The organism is Labrys monachus, assembly GCF_030814655.1.
GTDB classification, from domain to species: domain Bacteria; phylum Pseudomonadota; class Alphaproteobacteria; order Rhizobiales; family Labraceae; genus Labrys; species Labrys monacha.
Window position 1 is genome coordinate 3811860 of record NZ_JAUSVK010000001.1, and the last position, 16668, is coordinate 3828527.

The following is a 16668-nucleotide window of genomic DNA, read 5'->3' on the forward strand; positions in this document are numbered from 1 at the left end:
TTATGCCGCGGCCGGGATTGGGGTTGGCTGGCTGAAGTAGGCCTGATCGGGTGTCTTCCGGTCAAGGCTCGAATGGGGTCTGCGGGTATTGTAGAAAATCAAATATCGGCCGATCGAGGCGCGGGCCTGGGACACCGTGTCGTAGGCGTGGAGATAGACTTCCTCGTATTTCACCGACCTCCAAATTCTCTCGACGAAGACATTGTCGCGCCAGGCGCCCCTGCCATCCATGCTGATCTTGATGTCGTTCTTGATCAGCAAGCCGGTGAAGGCCTCGCTGGTGAACTGGCTGCCTTGATCGGTATTGAAGATTTCCGGCTTGCCATAACGCACCAGAGCCTCCTCGACCGCCTCGATACAGAAGTCCGCCTCCATGCTGATCGAGAGCCGCCAGGACAGCACGCGGCGGCTGAACCAATCCACCACGGCTGCCAGATAGACAAAGCCACGCCGCATCGGGATGTAGGTGATGTCCATCGCCCAGACCTGATTGGGCTTGGTCACCGGCAGTTCGCGCAGGAGATAGGGATAGATCTTGTGTCCCGGCGCTGGTTTCGAGGTGTTCGGTCGCCGGTAGATTGCCTCTATCCCCATGCGCTTCATCAGCGTGGCGACGTGCAACCGTCCGGCTTGGTGCCCATCGGCAGCCAAAAGACCTTGCAGCATGCGAGAACCGGCGAAGGGATGCTCAAGGTGCAGCTCGTCGATCTGCCGCATCAGGGTAAGGTCGGCGGGCGGCACAGGACGGGGCAGATAGTAGACGCTGCTTCGCGCCAGTCCCAAAGCCTTGGCTTGGCGAGTGATCGGAAGTTCATGCGTGCGGTCGATCATTTTCTTGCGCTCAGAAGGCCGGCCTTGGTGAGCGCTCCTTCTAAAAAATCATTCTCAAGCGTCAGCTCCCCGATCTTGGCATGGAGGGTTTTGACATCAACCGCGGACGAAGCTGGCACGGCCGTGCCACCCGCACCGAATACCCCGGTTGCCCCTTCAAGAAGCTGTGTCTTCCACTGACTGATCTGGTTGGTGTGGACATCAAACTGCTGAGCTAACTCATTCAGCGTCTTCTCGCCCTTGATCGCCGCCAAGGCTACTTTCGCCTTGAAAGCCGGGCCATGGTTCCGGCGTGCTCGTCTCGTCATCGTCGCTCCTGTCCTTGGCATCCTATGCCAGGTTCAGGGCCAAATTCCACTTATCGGTCCTGTCCGTTTTTCCCGAGCCAGCTCTCAGAGCGGCGGTTGGTGGTATTCTGCGCTACATGCGGCGTGACCTTGATCTTGCGCAGGTCCGCAACAAAACCAGCCACGTCATAGGCCTTGTCGGCAGCGACCGTGATGCGATGACGGACGTTGCGGCGCCCGAGCATGCTCAGGGCGGCTTCCCGCTCGGCGGTTCCGGTCGCAAGGGTGAGTTCGGTGTCGACGATCAGGCCGTGGCGGTTCTCCATCAGCACATGCCCCATATGGCACAGCCTGGCCGCCGCCCCACGGCCCTTCTTGAGCAAGATCCCGCCGCGTCGGCATCTCGAAGGCGAAATGACAAAGGCCCGCCGCACTCGCCGGAGCAGGCGTCCCGCCAGGGGCCCGCCCCAGTTCGAGAAGGCTGGTCCGCCGATGCCGAGGACGGCATCTTGCTCGGTCCGGCTCAAGATCTCCAGGCCGATGACCTGTTGGAAGAACAGAATCATTCCTTCCAGATTGCTCACCCGCAATCCCGCACGGTCGATGTACATCGGCCGTCTATGTGCGGGGAGACGATCCGGTCTGCCCGACTGTGCTTTGCCCGTTCCGCAAGCCCCGATCAGAACTCCCGCGCCCCCCGCGCACATGGCGCCTGCTGTTGCTGCCAGCAACGTCCGGCGGTTCGTCCTGCTTCTGCCTGTCGCCGGCATCGTCGCTCTCCCTCTCGTGTTCGGCCGGCTTCAGCTCGTTGCAGGGCTGGAGGGCAGGACGACGACTTTCGCGCCGACGGGGACGCGCCTGTAGAGATCCATGATGTCCTGATTGAGCAGTCGGATGCAGCCCGACGAGACCATCGTGCCGATGGTCCACGGCTCCACCGTGCCATGAAGCCGGTAATAGGTGTCCTGGCCATCGCGATAGAGATAGAGCGCGCGCGGCCCGAGCGGATTGCCGGCACCACCGGGAAGGCCGCCCTTCACGGCGCCGTATCTCTCAGGATCACGCTTGATCATGTCGGGGGTCGGACGCCAGCCCGGCCATTCGGCCTTGCGGGCAATCGTCGCCTCGCCGCGGAAATTGAACGCTTCCTGCTTGCCGACGCCCACGCCGTATCGAAGAGCACGGCCGTTTTCCAGCACCAGATAGGCGTAGCGGGCCGCTGGATCGACGACGATCGTGCCCGGCCGCTCATTCGTCCGATAAGCGACCTCGCGGCGCAGAAACTCAGGCCTGACCTTCTTCAGATCGATCGCGGGCAGAGGAAACGGCTCCGTATCGACCGCCGCATACATGGATACGTAGGATGAATTGATGGTCGGCTCAGCCAAGCTGGGAGCTGCCTGATCGCGCATGGCGCAGCCGGCCAACACAAAGGGAAATGCGGCAACAAAGCCGCGTCTGCTGATACTCATGCTTTGTTGGCACCTCGTGAGAGAAAAAATCCCTGTAATAAGAAACAGATGGCGCGAAGTGCGTCTATACATCATGGTGTAATTGACCTCATAACTGATGGTTATGATGGATCCGCGCTATGGGGTGCGCGCCGGCGCAGAATACCGTTCTTCCGGTTGAGGACGGGATGCCGCGGACGCTGTGCGCCCGCATGTTGGAGCATCGAGGGTATCGCCCATGGATATTGCCGCCGCACTGAGAGCTTTCGTCCGGACCGTCGAGCGCGGCTCCGTGACCGCCGCCGCACGCGATCTCGCGATCTCCCAGCCTGGTGTCACGAAGCATCTTCGTAATCTCGAACGCCATGTCGGCGCACGTCTGCTCGAGCGCTCGGCACGAATCGTACGGCCGACACCCCAAGGTCAGGCCCTTTATGACGCGAGCCGGGAGGCGCTGGCCGCGATCGAGGCGGCGCTCGAAGGTGTTCGACGCGACATGGGCGCGGTGGAAGGCAATTTGCGCATCCACGCTCCGTCATGTCTCGGGGCGAAACATCTCCATGGCATCGTGATGGCCTTCCAGCGGCGCTATCCCGATGTCACCGCAGATCTCGTTCTCGACAATCGCGACGTCGATCTCGTCTACGAGAATTTCGATCTTGCGATCAAATATGGCCGGCCGGTTGATCAAGATCTCATCATCCGCCGGCTTGGCTCAGTCCGACGCATTCTCGTCGCCTCGCCGGAATTTTTGCATCGGTTCGGCCCGATCGACGCCGTGGAACGTCTGTCGGAGGTCGGCATCATTACGAGCGCCGCCCTGCTCGCCTCGCGTGATGTCCTCCCGCTCCGTCATAGCAGCGGCGAGCTGGTCGACGTTCCGGTTCGCGCCATTCTGCGCACCAACAACGCCAACGTCATCGCTGCGACACTGATAGACGGCCACGCCGCCGGTCCGGTCCAGCAGCTTCTCGTCAACGACGAACTCACGCAGGGGCGTCTCGTGCACATCCTGCCCGACTATGAGGTCAAGCCGACCGAAGCCTTTCTTGCCTATCCTTCCGTCCGTTTCATGCGGCCGGTCGTACGTGCGTTCACCGACTTCGCTGTTCCGGCGCTTCGTTCGGTTGAAGGCATCGTGAGCACAGGTGAAGGTCGGTCGGTCGAAGAGCACCCGCAGATGTCCATGTCATGAAGCGAACAAACATCACACGAATGATAAGCCAAAATCTTAAATAAATGCCGAGGCGCTCGGGCGTGAAACCGGACAGGCAGTAACTGATCCGACAAGGCTTATCACCGAATTCTTTACACACGAAAGGCGCTGCTGCAGTGGACATTCCACGGATCTTCAACATCACCGAAAGCGCTCATCGGATCCATAACCCGTTCACACCCGAAAAGCTCGCCACCCTTGGCGCGGCGTTGCGCCTAGAACCGGGGACGCGTGTGCTGGACCTCGGCAGTGGTTCGGGCGAGATGCTGTGCACTTGGGCACGCGACCACGGGATCAGCGGCACTGGAATTGACATGAGTCAGTTGTTCACCGAGCAGGCGAAACTCCGCGCAGAAGAACTCGGTGTCGCTGATCGAGTCGAGTTCATCCACGGCGACGCTGCTGGCTTCGTCGCCGACGAAAAGGTCGGTGTGGCAGCTTGTCTGGGTGCCACGTGGATCGGTGGGGGCGCCGTTGGCACAATTGAGCTTCTGTCGCAGAGCCTCCGCAGCGGAGGGGCCATCCTCATCGGCGAGCCGTACTGGCTGCAGTTACCGCCGACGGAAGATGTTGCCAAGAGATGCCTTGCCGGTGCGATCTCCGACTTTCTCATGCTTCCAGAGCTTCTCGCGTCTTTCGGCGACCTCGACTACGACGTTGTGGAAATGGTTCTGGCGGATCAAGACGGCTGGGACAGGTACGAGGCAGCCAAGTGGCTCACCATGCGCCGATGGCTCGAAGCGAATCCCGATGACGATTTCGCCAAGGATGTTCGAGCCAAGCTGACCTCGGAACCCAAGCGCTACGCCGCGTACACGCGCAAATACCTGGGTTGGGGCGTGTTCGCGCTGATGGCACGGTGATGTAAGGCAGTTGACACGTCCGGCGGATTGTCAAGGGCACGTGCCGTGCAACAGATGTTGCGGTGCTCGAAAGGCCGCAAGCCTTCGAGCACCGCCTATTTCACCTCCGTCAAACCACCTCGTCCCATCGCCGTTCTCGCAAAGCGCAGCTTTGCGGCGGAGTTGAGTATCCACTTTGTCGACAAGGCCCGTGCCGAACGCTTTCGGCGATAATTTTATTGTGGATCAATGACTTACGTAGTACCGCAGCGTAGTTTCGGATACTGCCGGAGGGGTGAAAATCATTCCCACTCGATTATTTCCTGTCGACACATCGCGTTGATTTCATTAATTAAAATAATTTCCTCAGACTTCTATACCGTCATGCACACCGTCAGAAAACGCCGCTCTTGAAAGCATTGGGTTTTTTGACCAGATCTCTGAGAAGCACCTTCCGCCATCTATCGCCAAGCCCGGCTAGGAAGCCCGCGCAAGACCCACTCAAATCGACCCCGCCGATTCCCCGCCCGAATACGCCGAGGTTAGAGCGAAATTGTTCAGACTGTAGAATATCCAGCATTAGAGAAGTAATTTCTGCATTCGGACGGGGAGAAGCGCGGGAGAGTTTTGGCGATTTCGTCCCAGAGATCGTGGATGGATCGGGTTGCAGCCGCGCGCAGGAGAGCTTTGAGCTTTGCGAAGAGGTTCTCGATCGGATTGAGATCGGGGGAGTAGGCGGGCAAGTAAAGCAGTTCCGCCCCTGCGGCCTCGATGGCTTGGCGCACACCCGGGACTTTGTGGCTGCTCAGATTGTCCATGATGACGATATCGCCGTAATTGAGGGTGGGAACGAGGATCTGCGCGACATAGGCCTTGAAGCAATCGCCGTTGACTGGGCCGTCGAGCACGCAGGGAGCTGTCAATCCCCCGCTGCGCAGAGCGCCAATGAAGGTCGTGGTTTTCCAATGGCCATGCGGCACGTAGTCGATCAGGCGCTGTCCGCGCTTGCACCTGCCGTAGTGGCGCGCCATCGCGGTCGAGGCCCAGGTCTCGTCAATGAAGACCAGACGCGAGGGCCTCAGCCAGATTTGGTTGCTGTGCCATTTGCGGCGAGCGGCCGCGACATCGGGGCGTTTTTGCTCGCTGGCGTGGATCGTCTTTTTTTATATGTCAGCCCAAGCCGCTTGAGCATATGCCACATCGGGGCATGGCTGATGCTGACCCCCAATTCTTCCTCCGCCCAGGCCCGCAGATCCGCGACACGCGCATCCGGATCAGCCGCGACCTTGGCCCGCAGAACCTCTTCATGCTTGGCAAGCTTGAGCGGAACATGATTGCGCTGGGGGCGGGCACTGACCTCCCCCGTCGCGCGCCGCCGCGCGGCCGCCTTGTAGATGTAGGACACACTCACCCTGAAGATTGGTGCGATTGTGCTCGCCGACATCCCGCTATCCAGCGCCCCAAGCACACGATCTCGCAAATCCTGCGAATAGGCTTCACCACGCTTCGTCATGCTTCATCTCCGGAATAGCCCGGAAACCTATGAATCACACTAAGCCATCCAGTGGAATCCCTTCCGATTCCACTCAGACAAATTCCGCTCTAGTGGCGACCTGTGAAACTATACCGTCACGGCCGCCCCACCGCCACATGAGCCGCGCGCGCTGCCCTCTTCGAAACAACCCGCTAACCAGACGCTTGCAACCGCTCGCGATGACGGGCCAGCCTCCGCCGATGTTCGTCGTTAAGCGAGATCGGCGAGCACCAGCGCAATTCGCTCCGTGCAGCTTCGCTCAGGGCTGGCGAGAGTTCTGGTTTGCCCTCGTCGTCGAAGGTTACAAGCGCGCGGTCGAAGGCGGCATCCCATAGGGCCGACAGAAGGAGTCCATTGTGCACATCAAGCCGCTCGGCATCACTTTCGCAGTCCGCCCATGGGACGATGTGCGAGGCGCGTAGAAGGGCCGCATCGGAGATACCAGTAAGGGGGCAGCGTCCCTGCCAGTAATCCATCAGGCGCGCCCGAAATATGTCCTGGCCGATCCTCTGCACTACAAGCCGTTCGGCCTCGGTTGATCGGGGCAGATCTGAGACGCAACGCTCAAACTCCCGTAGCGGTGCATCGGGCAGGCTGACACTTAATTCATATACGCGACGTAGCACCGCGTAGAGTGCTCCGAGAGCCTCGAAAAAATAACGAGCGTGGCCGGGACCGGGAACGTCGGCGGCGGGTAAACCCAGTTCTTGGATGACGCCAAAATGGTCGAGGGCCAGAAACCACGGCCCTGACGGTGTTGTAGCAGCTACAAAAATTGAGCCCCTAGCGGTGGTCGAGCCGAAAGCCGCCCAACCCGCTTCTTCCCCGAGAACGCGACGGAAGCCATTCTGCGACGCGACCTTCTGACACTCCTCGCGGACAACGAACGATTGAGGCGATTCGATTGTCATAGTTTCGTCGCCTCCTTTGAGAATCAGATGTCCATTCCAAACAGACGCATCTCCGCCGGCGTCGAGCTCATTCGAAGTCTTATATGATTGTCGCCCTGTAGCTCGGGCGGGGGAGCGGTAGTGGTCGTAACGATGTACTGGAAGCATGGTGTTTCCACCTCTTTCTCCCATTGATGCACAAGGCTGAAGAGGCGGGCGTAGAGCTGCCCATCCAAGTCCGCCTCACGCGGACTGTCGTGAATGAGGAAGGCTGGCAGGTCGGCTTTCTCCTCAATAGCCATGTGCAAAGCGGCAAGATCGAAGGCCACAATCTTGAGGGAGTCCAAGGCGGCGGTTGATACCTCACCTCGTCCCGAGAATTCGGCATCAACTTTCAAGCCGTGGCCATCCAGCTTGATGGTGCCTTCCACTCCGTCGGGGAGCCAGGCGGCCATGATCCCTTGGTATCTCTCCTCAAGCGTCCTGATGGCTGCCCGCGCCCGCGAGCGCCCCGACTCCAACTGTGCGCGAACTGCTTCCAGCGCCGCAGTCCCCGGGGGGGTTGGTTTAGCGGCTGCTTCGGCTGCGCGCAGCGACCGCGCATCATCGAGTATTCGCCTCGATCGATAGATGCGGTCTTGGACCTCCTTCGCAGCCACCTGCGCGGCGCGGCTAGCGGTGTCAGCGGCTTTGGCCTCCGCCTCAAGTGCTTGCCGCCGAGGACCGAGCTGCTGAATCTGGGCTTCGACGCCTTTGGCCGCCTGTTCTGCACCGTTCGCCTCTGCGTCCAGCTCGGCGGCCCTCTTCTGCTTCTCAGCAATTGCGACCTTCAGCGCAGACAGGTCACATGCTTCGAGCGAAATGCCGCACCCCTTCGCCTTAACCTCATCTATGCTGACTCTACAGACGGGGCAGACCCGGATCCGTCCCTGAGTGATATCGATCTCGCCCAAAGTCGCTTCGGAACGGTAACGCCCGGCTTCGTCTCGCTTGAAGCGCGCCTCGTTTTCGAACTGCTGTTGTTTCGCAACGAATACTCCGCGCTCCTCATTGAGTGCGTTCAGACGCCCGAAGATCGAACTGACGTCAGGCGGCTTCGGCAGATCGGTTCGCATGGCGTCCGCCAATGCCCTCTCTGCCAACGAGACCAAGCCTTTCTGGTCAATGGTATCGTCGAAACCAACTTCATCGCCCACGCCCAATGCTAGCCTCACGGCTTTCAGACCATCGGCATACCGCTGCTGCTGATAAGCTTGGCGTCGCCGTTCATCCTCGACAGCAGCCACGAGGTCTCGCTCGCGGCCGGCCGCAGCGCGCTCTTCCGCGTCGAGAGCGCGCAAAGCGAGGCGCACCATCGTCAGCTTAGCTGTTTCGCCCAGCACTTGTGCGCGTGAACGGGTTTGCGTCTGTGATGACCGCCACGCCAGAATGTCGGCAAGACGGCACTCCTGATCGCGCGTCAACCAAGCACGAAGGACATCCCAGACTTGGTCATGGCTGACCTCAGGTGGCGTGACTCCTGCGATCGTCGGGAAAAAGGTGTCGATCAAGACAGGGTCGATGAATGTTTGATCCCCGTCGAGACGGCCGCGCGCGATAGCCTCCTCTATGGACTCTGCTCGAATGGCGAACTCCCCGCCCAGAAATCCTAACGGGCGGACAATTACCCAGCATGCGCCATCGATTAGAACTTCCGCCGCTATCACGCCGTTCGGCAGCCTTGCCATGATCCGAGATCGCTGGGGATCGGTCGCATAGGCGGGCTCCCCCAGACAAGCTCGAAGCAAACGGCAGAAGGTTGTCTTGCCGCTGCCATGGGCCAAGGCGCGGTTGCCGCTGCTCGACATATCTGGCGTCCAGATGATGTTGAGGCCGGGTTTCAACGACACGTCGCGGATGATGGTCTGTGGGTCCTTGAAGACGGCTAGCCGACGAAACCAAAGCCGAGGCCCGACGCGGCCTTCCGGCGCCATCGGCGGGTGCATCGTTGGGGCAAACAGGTCAGGCTGCGCCATGCCCAAACCTCGCCCAGACCACATTGTCCTCCTGCGCAACAGCCGCGGTTAGGCTGCTGACGTCGAGGCTTCGAATTGCGCGAATTACAAAGGCGGCGCGCTGAGCATCGGCGGAAACGGCTTGTAGCCCCGCCGAATTAAAATGCTGCCCCCGTGCCCATGCTCCATCGGCACGTTCCTCCAATTGGCCCGAGGTAAGCAGCGTCTCGAACATCGATCGCCATGCTGCATTGATAGCTGGGCTCAGCCGTATTGCGCCTTGTGCGGGCTGCGCCTCGGCGCCAGCGAGCCTTATCCACTGACTCCGGTCGCTGGTCGTTAGCAGAGGCGTAAGCAGTGCTGGCTCTGCAAGACTGGCAATGACGAAACGCGCGCGTGAGCCGTCGTCCGCCTGATCCATCTGCCAGAGCGCGTATTGCGCCGCGTAGCGGAGACGGTCTCGGGCCTGGACGCTTGCCCCCCACGTCCATGCACCGTCTGGCAGACCATCAAGTGGCGGCAGTTCAATGGAGACAGGAAGCGTGTCGGCCGACCGGTCTACCTCCGTCCGTTTCCACGCTTCTAATACCAGTCGTTCGGTGCGGTACTCACCGAACAGGCGGATCTCCTTTTCCTTCAGCACACGAAAGGTTTCAGACGGATAGTCAGCGCCTTTGACCTTAGTGGGATCGAGGACGTATCGCTGCTCCTCCTCGGTCAGTCCGAATTTTCTGGCAAATAAGACATCGAGCTCGGCGCGCAATTGGGCACGTCGCCCTTCATTCCAAGCGAAGGGTGGGCCGGAATACCCTAAGTCCTCTGCCCATGGCTTCATCATGTGGCTCGTAAAAGTCAATTCCAGAACCCTTGGACGAATGAAGTCGAGGTCATGGGCGGAAAAGGTGGATGGAGTCAGCGCTGCGAACTGTTTCAGATAGCTGTAAGTCAGATGCGTTCCGCCTACGGAGAGCCGGGCGATGAAATCAAATGGCAGCGACAGCCACATCGCCAAATGCGCCGCCGCCAGATCAGCGTCTCCATTCAAAAAGAAGATCGGCATAGTGTGTCCGACCCCGACCTTCGGAAACACGCTCGCAATTACCGTCCTCTCATCTGTCGAACGGCAGATATCCCGCCATCCTATGAGCCAGCGTGGCTGTTTGGCGTCGATCAAGAGTTCGGCAAGGGCCGGTGCATCCTTCGGTCCGTCAGCCATCAAGGTAAGATCAGCCGGCGTCAGCGGCGTTTCCCGCTGCATCTCCGCACTGCTGACGAGCATCTTTGGATCAAGAAGGAAGCGTTCGGGCGACGCTTTCAATGCCCCACGCCAATCGTGCGCACGGCCGAGAAGCCGGAAGATGTCAGCCTCTCGAGCCGGACGGTTCTCAAGGGCGGGGATAGCCCCGGCAAGCCAGGTGACAAGCGCTTTGAGTGCGGCGGAGCGGGCGTTTTCTTGCTTATCCGCATCCGCCTTGCGGCGCTCCTCTCCACCTTCGCCCCGCGTCATTCTGACGGCGCTCTTCAGCGCCGATGGCACGCGGGCGGCTCGTAAAATGACCTCTTCCTCGGGCACCCAGTAACGCGGTGACGGCTCAAAGGCCGGGTTCTGCTTTTCGGCAAGAGTGCAATCGCGGGCACCTTCCTCGTCGTCGTTCGAATCCGCGCCATACGTCGCCCAGCGATGATCGAAGTGGTGGATCATCTTGGCTTGATAGAGGGGTACACGGCGCTCAACGCCTGTTACGACCTGTCGCACCCAGTTCGTTCCCTCGCGCTGCCATCCCTCGGCTTCCAGTTGGGTCGGCGTGCGGAAGAAACTGGAATCGCCGGACATGTGGAACATCGTCTGGAATGAGATGCCCCAGGGGTTGATGTCGCCTCCTTCGTCCTGAGCCCGCTCCTCGATCAGCACTGGGGCGTTCGAGTATATTTTTGCAATCAGATCAGCGTCTGAGCGTGTCCGAAAGACGGGGGCGGTTTTGGTATTCGGATTGATGGCGGCGATCTCTAACGGTGACAAATCAAAATGTCTTCTGCCGTCCGAGAACTCCTCGATAGTGCGAGAGAAGAAGCTGAAAGCCACTCTCATTGGCCCCGTTCCAGTCGCGGCCAATGTAAGTAGAGCAAACTTGAACCGGGCGTGCCCGATCCGGTCGAAGAAGCCGAGTCCTGTCTGAAAATCATGCATGCTTACTAGGCGTCGTTGATCCACCAGCGATGCAAAGAACGGCGCGGTTGTAATATCCGTGGCGATACCGCTGGGCACGATGATTCCCGCCCGTCCGCGCGCTCCAGCCAACCGCGAGAACAACTCAGCGAAAAGGGCATAGGTGTTGACATCGCCGCGGCCGGTGAGTGGATAGCGGCCCGATGACCGCGCAAATTCGCTGGCCGCTTCCGCCGCGCGCTTAGCGAAAACGAAATCGCGCCACAGGCGGCCATCGGCGCTGTCAGGATCGGCCTTTTCCAAGTTGTCGATCAGCTTCTGGCGTTCCGCTTTGTTGGCTGCACTGGCAATCGCTGGTGAGCGCGTCGCGAAGAACTCCTGCTCCTGCAGCTTAATGCGCTCCCAAGGCGGATTGCCGATGACGACGTCGAAGCCGCCATCGCGCTCCATGATCTCAGGGAATTCGATGAACCAGTGGAAGGCACTGACTTTCTCGGACGTCAGGCTGGCGCCATGGCGCAGATGTTCGGCGGGTGCCTGACCGCCCGCCGCTTGCCACACGTGTTCAGTGAGCGGCATGACATCCGCCCCCGTGGTACTGACCGCTTTAGGCGTGAAGAACGCCGCCATGTAGAAATTGGCGGAGATGTACAGATCGCTTGCCGTCTTCAAGCGCTGCCAATCGTCCGACGCCCGTATGGCTTCGAAGTCGCGCGCCTTCGCCTCGACGCTCGCCAGATCGTTTTGCGCCATCTCTTTCAGCTTATGATCCCGATCGGCCAGGATTTCGGGTGGCGACCAGTTGCTGAACAGTTGCGGATGTCCCTTTGCCCGATCCCGCTGTTCTTTGTTGAGGCGAGCATAGCGGCGGGAGAGTTCCTTGTTGTCCCCGGTCAACGGCTTGTAGGCCTCGTCAGGCAATCCTTCGCGGAGCATCGCGCGGTCGAAAACTCCGATCAGGCTGTCGCCACAACGAATCTGCGCATCGAAGAAAGCGAGCGGCCGACCCGGCTCCAGCGCTTCGATCCAGAGCGCCACCTTGGTCAACTCGACCGCCATGGGGTTGCGGTCCACGCCATAAAGGCAGCGACACGCAACTTCCCGTAACGCATGACGGAAATCAGCAGCCGAAGGAATACCACCGGCGCGGTGGCGGGCGACACGGGTGGCGATGCGTCGGGCTGCTGCGAGCAGGAAATGCCCCGATCCGCATGCGGGGTCTATGACGGCGAGCTGCAGGAGCGCTTCGGCCGGATCGGCAGCCCGGGCTTCCCGATCGTCCAGCACCGGATTGAGCGTGGTGTCCAGCAGGAGCTGCACCAAACTGTCGGGCGTATAATAAGAGCCGGTAGTCTTGCGCTGGTTACCCTTCTGCTCGGCGACTTCCGAGGCGAAAATCAGCGTCTTGCCATCACTGCCGAGCTGCGGCTGCAGTTCGAGCAGAGACTCATAGACGGAACCCAACTCCTCGGTCTCCATCGCGCGCCAGTTCACAGGGACCATGCCGGCTTTGTCGGAGAGCCAGGACAGGCGATAGAGCGCTTCCATGAAGGCACGATTGCGCAAGCGGGCATTTTCGAGATGCGGCAATTCCTCGGAGCCGAATAGTCCACCAAGAGCCGGGAGCCCGAGCGATTCCTGTCCGCGAGCGAGGCCTCGGAAGACGACCTTGATGCCCTCGTAGCGGTCGTGGTGCTTGTCCCACGTGGTCGCCCGAGCGCATTGCGCACGTAGCGCGTTGAGGCTGTAGCCTTCGGCGTAGAGCTTGCGCACCTCGGGCTTCGCCGTATCAGGGTGAAGCAGATTCCGGTCCTCGGCCACCATCAGGAAGATGAGGCGATAGACGAGGCGTAGAAGCTCATTGAACCATTCGGTCAGGTTCATCTCGCCGGATTTCAGGCGGGTGGCGAGGTCCGGGTTGACCTCTAGGAAACCGGAGCCGAGCGCCTTCAACGCAATTTCGACCTGCGCCGCGAGCCGGTCGCGAGCTGCCTCGCCTTCGCGCGTGCCGGCCTCACGCCAGCGCTCCAGCGCGCAATCGGTGACGGGCGCGTCGGCCGCGCCGAAACGAGTGCGGTGGATCAGCGACCACAGGACGGCGAAGGACGCCGCGTCCTCATTGGTGAAGATCTGGGCCAAATCGGCTTCAATATAGGCCGGGCGGGTCAACGAGGCGTTGTCACGCAGCAGGCGGATCACGGTCCCATTCGTAACCAAGCCCCACAACGCGTGCTCGCCGTCGTTGAGGTAGTCTTGAAGCGCGAAAGCGGGGGACCGCGAACGATCGGTCGAAAGTGTCGAGCTCCGCCTATCGAGCTTTTCCTCAGAAGGCGGCACGACGACAACGGGCACACGCCCGCCGGCGAGAAACGAGATCACGCCCTCGGCCGGGGCAAGATCGTCGAAACCGAAGGTCTCCGCAAGGAAGCCGCGCACGAAACGACGCGTCCCTTCGACAGAAGGCTGGGCCAGCTTCGCAAAAGCGTCGAAATGGGATTGGCCGACGCGGAAGGCGGTCGAGATCTCCTCGCGGATCGTCAGACCCTTGCGGATACGATAATCCGCTTCAGTCTGCTCGAGCGCTTGCCTTCGGTCGATGCTCGCGACCATGGCAGGTGCGATCAGGTTACCCTCGAGCATGAGCGAGGGCCAGGCCGACATATCAGTGACGGGCTTGCGCGCCATGGCTCAAACCTCCGCCGGCATCAGCGCGAACAGGCCAATCACGTCCGGCGGCAGCACGGCCTCTACCGAGACGCGCGATGCCGAACCCGAGGCGGTGCGAAGCCGCGCATGGTCCGCCATGAGTTCTTGCGCCCGCGAGCGTACGAAATGGTCGATCGGCCCTACAAGCAAGCCGGGCAGTTCCTCCTGGGCCTTCGCGACGAATCTGTCGCGCGCGACAGCCGCTAGGTCAGCCGTGGCAGGTGCGTTCAATAGCTCTCGCGCTGCCTCGCCAGCCGCCACGATGCGATCGCCCTGGATCGCCACGAGTGCCGCTTCTTCTGCCAACAGCAGCCGCTCCTTGCGAGCATGGACGATCAGCTTGAAACGGACGCGCAGCAGAGCGACGCGGGTAATTTGCTGTACGGCGGCGGTTGGCCAGGCGCCCACGCGGCCGATGCCGAGGCCAGACAGGGATTCTGGATCAAGCGACGCCTCGACAAGCGCTTCGGCGAGCGTGGCCGTCAGCGGATGGGTCCGGGTCAACAGCGCCGTGCCAGAGGGCGCGGGTTCGGTTGTCGCCAGACGTACGGTTCCGACCAGATTGTGCCCGGCAAGACGTTCACGAAGGCCGACATCCAGGGCATCGACATGGGCCAGGAGCAAGGTTTTTCGTGTTTCCAGCGGCACGCCGAAGCGCGCCATAGCTCCGTCGACGAACAGCCGCGCATCCGCGGGGGAGCCTAACAGCGTGCGGGCTCTTTCCCATTCCGGTGCGACCTCCTGGGGCTTCATCGCGTTTTGGGCGAAGCGCGCGCGCGACTTCCGTTCGTTCTCAGCCGCATCGCGCCATCGCGCCTCCATGACTTTGCTGCCGTCGTCGAGGCGCAGATCGAGCGTCATCTGGCGGGGCACCCCGCGGCGCAACATCATCGACGCCATTAGCGCATCCGTCACCGGTCCGCGCTCATCAGGGAGCGGAACGGTCACGCCCGTAGCCTCACGAATCTCTTCGGCTTTGCGAAGGATAACTTCGAGCACGGCGCCGTCGATCGCACTGTCCGGCGAAAACATCATGACCGATCGGACAAGCTCTGCCGGTTGACCGAAGCGATTGACCCGTCCCTCGCGTTGCTGATGTCGGGTCGGATTCCACGACAGGTCATAGTGGACGACGGTATCGAAGAGCTGTTGCAGGTTGATTCCTTCGGACAGGCAGTCGGTGGCGACGAGAATGCGCTGAACCTGCTTTTCCTCATCCGCCGGCGCCATGTCGGCCACGCGGTCTCGGCGTTCGTCGGGCGTAAGAACGCCCGTTACGGCTTCGACGATCACCTTTGGGAAGGCCTTGCGCAGGCCATCGCGGACATGTTCAGCCGTCGCCAGATAGCGACAGAAGACGACGGGATTGGCTCCCTTCTTGATGAGGGGCGTCAGCGCATCGACCAAAGCGATCAGCTTCGAGTCGGGTTTGCCGACCAGTTCCTCGGCGCGCTTTATCAGGGCGAGAAGCTCCGGATCAACGTCGAAGGCTGTACCCGGTTCGACGTCGACCGCGTCCTCGTCGTCGCTGTCCTCGTCATAGATTTGCGGCTCGAGGCGATCGCTCTCGCTCGACATACGGTTCCGCAGCGCGCTCTTGGCCGCAGCCGGCGAAGAGCCGACACAACGCATCAGAGCCAACGTGCCCCAGAAGGCCAACCGTCGCTCCCGCTGTCCGGATACTGCTCGGGAAACGATGCCAAGACAGTAGTCGAGCGCGGTTTCCTGGAATTCGAGGTGGGCCGGAGAAAGGCGATAGGGAAATTCAGTTGTCTCATGTTTCGGGAAGGCGCGCTCTTCGTCCCAATCGCCTGAGACGAGATCGATCCGGCGCCGCTGTACGAAGTGTCGTGCCAGACGCTCCCGGTAGCGAGCGTCCTCAAAGTTCATAGATGTGAATGATGGCTCGACTAGAGAGAGAAGGCGCGCGAACGCTTCTTCATCCCCAGAATGCGGAGTCGCGGTTAGAAGAATCATCCGCCGATCCGGATTTCGGGCCAACCCCGACAGAAGCTCAAAGCGCTGTTGCCGACCCTTATGCGTGCCTACGCAGGCATGCGCCTCATCGACGATAACGAAATCCGGGCACGCGCGTGCAAAGTTCTCCCGGCGCTTCTCTGCCTTGATGTAGTCGAGGCTGACGACCGTGAAGGGATAAGCATCGAACACGGTCTGAGCGAGCGGCAGCGTGCGTTCCAGCCGGCTCGCCGTACCTGACGTGACTGCGACAGCTTCGATGCCGAATCGTGCTTTCAGTTCTCCCACCCATTGTTCGACGAGATGCGGCGGGCAGAGCACCGAGAACGCGTCCACCTCGCCCCGATCCATCAGCTCACGAAGGATCAGGCCAGCCTCGATCGTCTTACCGATACCAACATCGTCCGCGATGAGCAGACGTGGCACCGGCAGGCGTAGAGCCATCAGCAAGGGGACAAGCTGGTACGTCCGAGGCTCGAAGGCGAGCTGCGCGGCGGACCGAAAAGGACCCGCACCACGGCGCAGCGTTAGACGCATTGCATCCGCGAGAAGGGCGGCCTTCGCTTGAACCGTTGTGGCGGCGTCAGCAGGCAGATCAAATCGCGCAGGCTCGACCGGGAGGATCTCAAGTGCCGGATCGAGGATAACCGCGTCGTTCTCGCCGCCCGAGAGAGGGCGGAGGACCAGAATGCCATCTTGAGGAGACGGCTGCGCGACCCACTCACGCCCGCGGGCGCGAACCAGATCTCCGGGGGCAAAGTTCACGGTCATCT

Annotated in this window: 9 protein-coding genes and 1 pseudogene; 2 read left to right on the forward strand and 8 right to left on the reverse strand. The window is 60.9% G+C overall.

What is annotated here, in order from left to right; all coding sequences use genetic code 11:
• From J3R73_RS17360 to J3R73_RS17370, 3 genes and pseudogenes are all read right to left on the reverse strand, one after another.
• Positions 1-1139 (reverse strand): IS3 family transposase gene (locus J3R73_RS17360; RefSeq protein WP_307422248.1). Its coding sequence is split into 2 segments (ribosomal slippage): positions 1-872 and positions 872-1139, totalling 1140 coding nucleotides; the frame shifts between segments, so codons are not numbered across the junction.
• Positions 1140-1243: 104 nt separating this feature from the next.
• A pseudogene (locus J3R73_RS17365) lies at positions 1244-1501 on the reverse strand (IS5/IS1182 family transposase); the annotation flags it as partial.
• Between the two features lie 417 nt (positions 1502-1918).
• On the reverse strand, positions 1919-2590 hold the full coding sequence (locus J3R73_RS17370) for a L,D-transpeptidase (RefSeq protein WP_307429393.1): 672 nt from the start codon (positions 2588-2590) through the stop codon (positions 1919-1921).
• A gap of 217 nt (positions 2591-2807) precedes the next feature.
• Here J3R73_RS17370 and J3R73_RS17375 point away from each other — a divergent pair, with 217 nt between their 5' ends.
• Together J3R73_RS17375 and J3R73_RS17380 are read left to right on the forward strand one after the other, a co-directional pair.
• Positions 2808-3764, forward strand: coding sequence for a LysR family transcriptional regulator (locus tag J3R73_RS17375; protein WP_307429396.1), 957 nt, complete (start codon positions 2808-2810; stop codon positions 3762-3764).
• A gap of 137 nt (positions 3765-3901) precedes the next feature.
• Positions 3902-4648, forward strand: a complete 747-nt coding sequence (locus tag J3R73_RS17380; protein WP_307429399.1) for an SAM-dependent methyltransferase — start codon at positions 3902-3904, stop codon at positions 4646-4648.
• Between the two features lie 536 nt (positions 4649-5184).
• Here J3R73_RS17380 and J3R73_RS17385 read toward each other — a convergent pair.
• From J3R73_RS17385 to J3R73_RS17405, 5 genes are all read right to left on the reverse strand, one after another.
• A protein-coding gene (locus J3R73_RS17385; RefSeq protein ID WP_370879838.1) for an IS630 family transposase occupies positions 5185-6140 on the reverse strand; the annotation gives its coding sequence in 2 pieces (ribosomal slippage) (positions 5185-5792 and positions 5792-6140; 957 coding nt in all).
• Between the two features lie 173 nt (positions 6141-6313).
• Positions 6314-7072, reverse strand: a complete 759-nt coding sequence (locus J3R73_RS17390) for an HNH endonuclease (protein ID WP_307429404.1) — start codon at positions 7070-7072, stop codon at positions 6314-6316.
• A 23-nt stretch (positions 7073-7095) separates the two neighbouring features.
• Positions 7096-9066 (reverse strand): DUF2326 domain-containing protein, encoded by a 1971-nt coding sequence (locus J3R73_RS17395; RefSeq protein WP_307429407.1) that lies wholly within the window; start codon positions 9064-9066, stop codon positions 7096-7098.
• Positions 9053-13897, reverse strand: coding sequence for an Eco57I restriction-modification methylase domain-containing protein (locus J3R73_RS17400; protein WP_307429410.1), 4845 nt, complete (start codon positions 13895-13897; stop codon positions 9053-9055). The genes J3R73_RS17395 and J3R73_RS17400 overlap by 14 nt, the downstream gene beginning before the upstream one ends.
• Positions 13898-13900: 3 nt before the next feature.
• A complete protein-coding gene (locus J3R73_RS17405; protein ID WP_307429413.1) occupies positions 13901-16666 on the reverse strand; it encodes a DEAD/DEAH box helicase in 2766 nt (921 codons plus the stop codon).
• Positions 16667-16668: the final 2 nt, after the last annotated feature.

What these genes read in the sequence shown, in the direction of transcription:
- J3R73_RS17395 (WP_307429407.1), bottom strand. Translation starts at nt 9,066, where the DNA reads ATGGCGCAGCCTGACCTGTTTGCCCCAACGATGCACCCGCCGATGGCG.
- J3R73_RS17370 (WP_307429393.1), bottom strand. Translation starts at nt 2,590, where the DNA reads ATGAGTATCAGCAGACGCGGCTTTGTTGCCGCATTTCCCTTTGTGTTG.
- J3R73_RS17405 (WP_307429413.1), bottom strand. Translation starts at nt 16,666, where the DNA reads ATGACCGTGAACTTTGCCCCCGGAGATCTGGTTCGCGCCCGCGGGCGT.
- J3R73_RS17375 (WP_307429396.1), top strand. Translation starts at nt 2,808, where the DNA reads ATGGATATTGCCGCCGCACTGAGAGCTTTCGTCCGGACCGTCGAGCGC.
- J3R73_RS17400 (WP_307429410.1), bottom strand. Translation starts at nt 13,897, where the DNA reads ATGGCGCGCAAGCCCGTCACTGATATGTCGGCCTGGCCCTCGCTCATG.
- J3R73_RS17390 (WP_307429404.1), bottom strand. Translation starts at nt 7,072, where the DNA reads ATGACAATCGAATCGCCTCAATCGTTCGTTGTCCGCGAGGAGTGTCAG.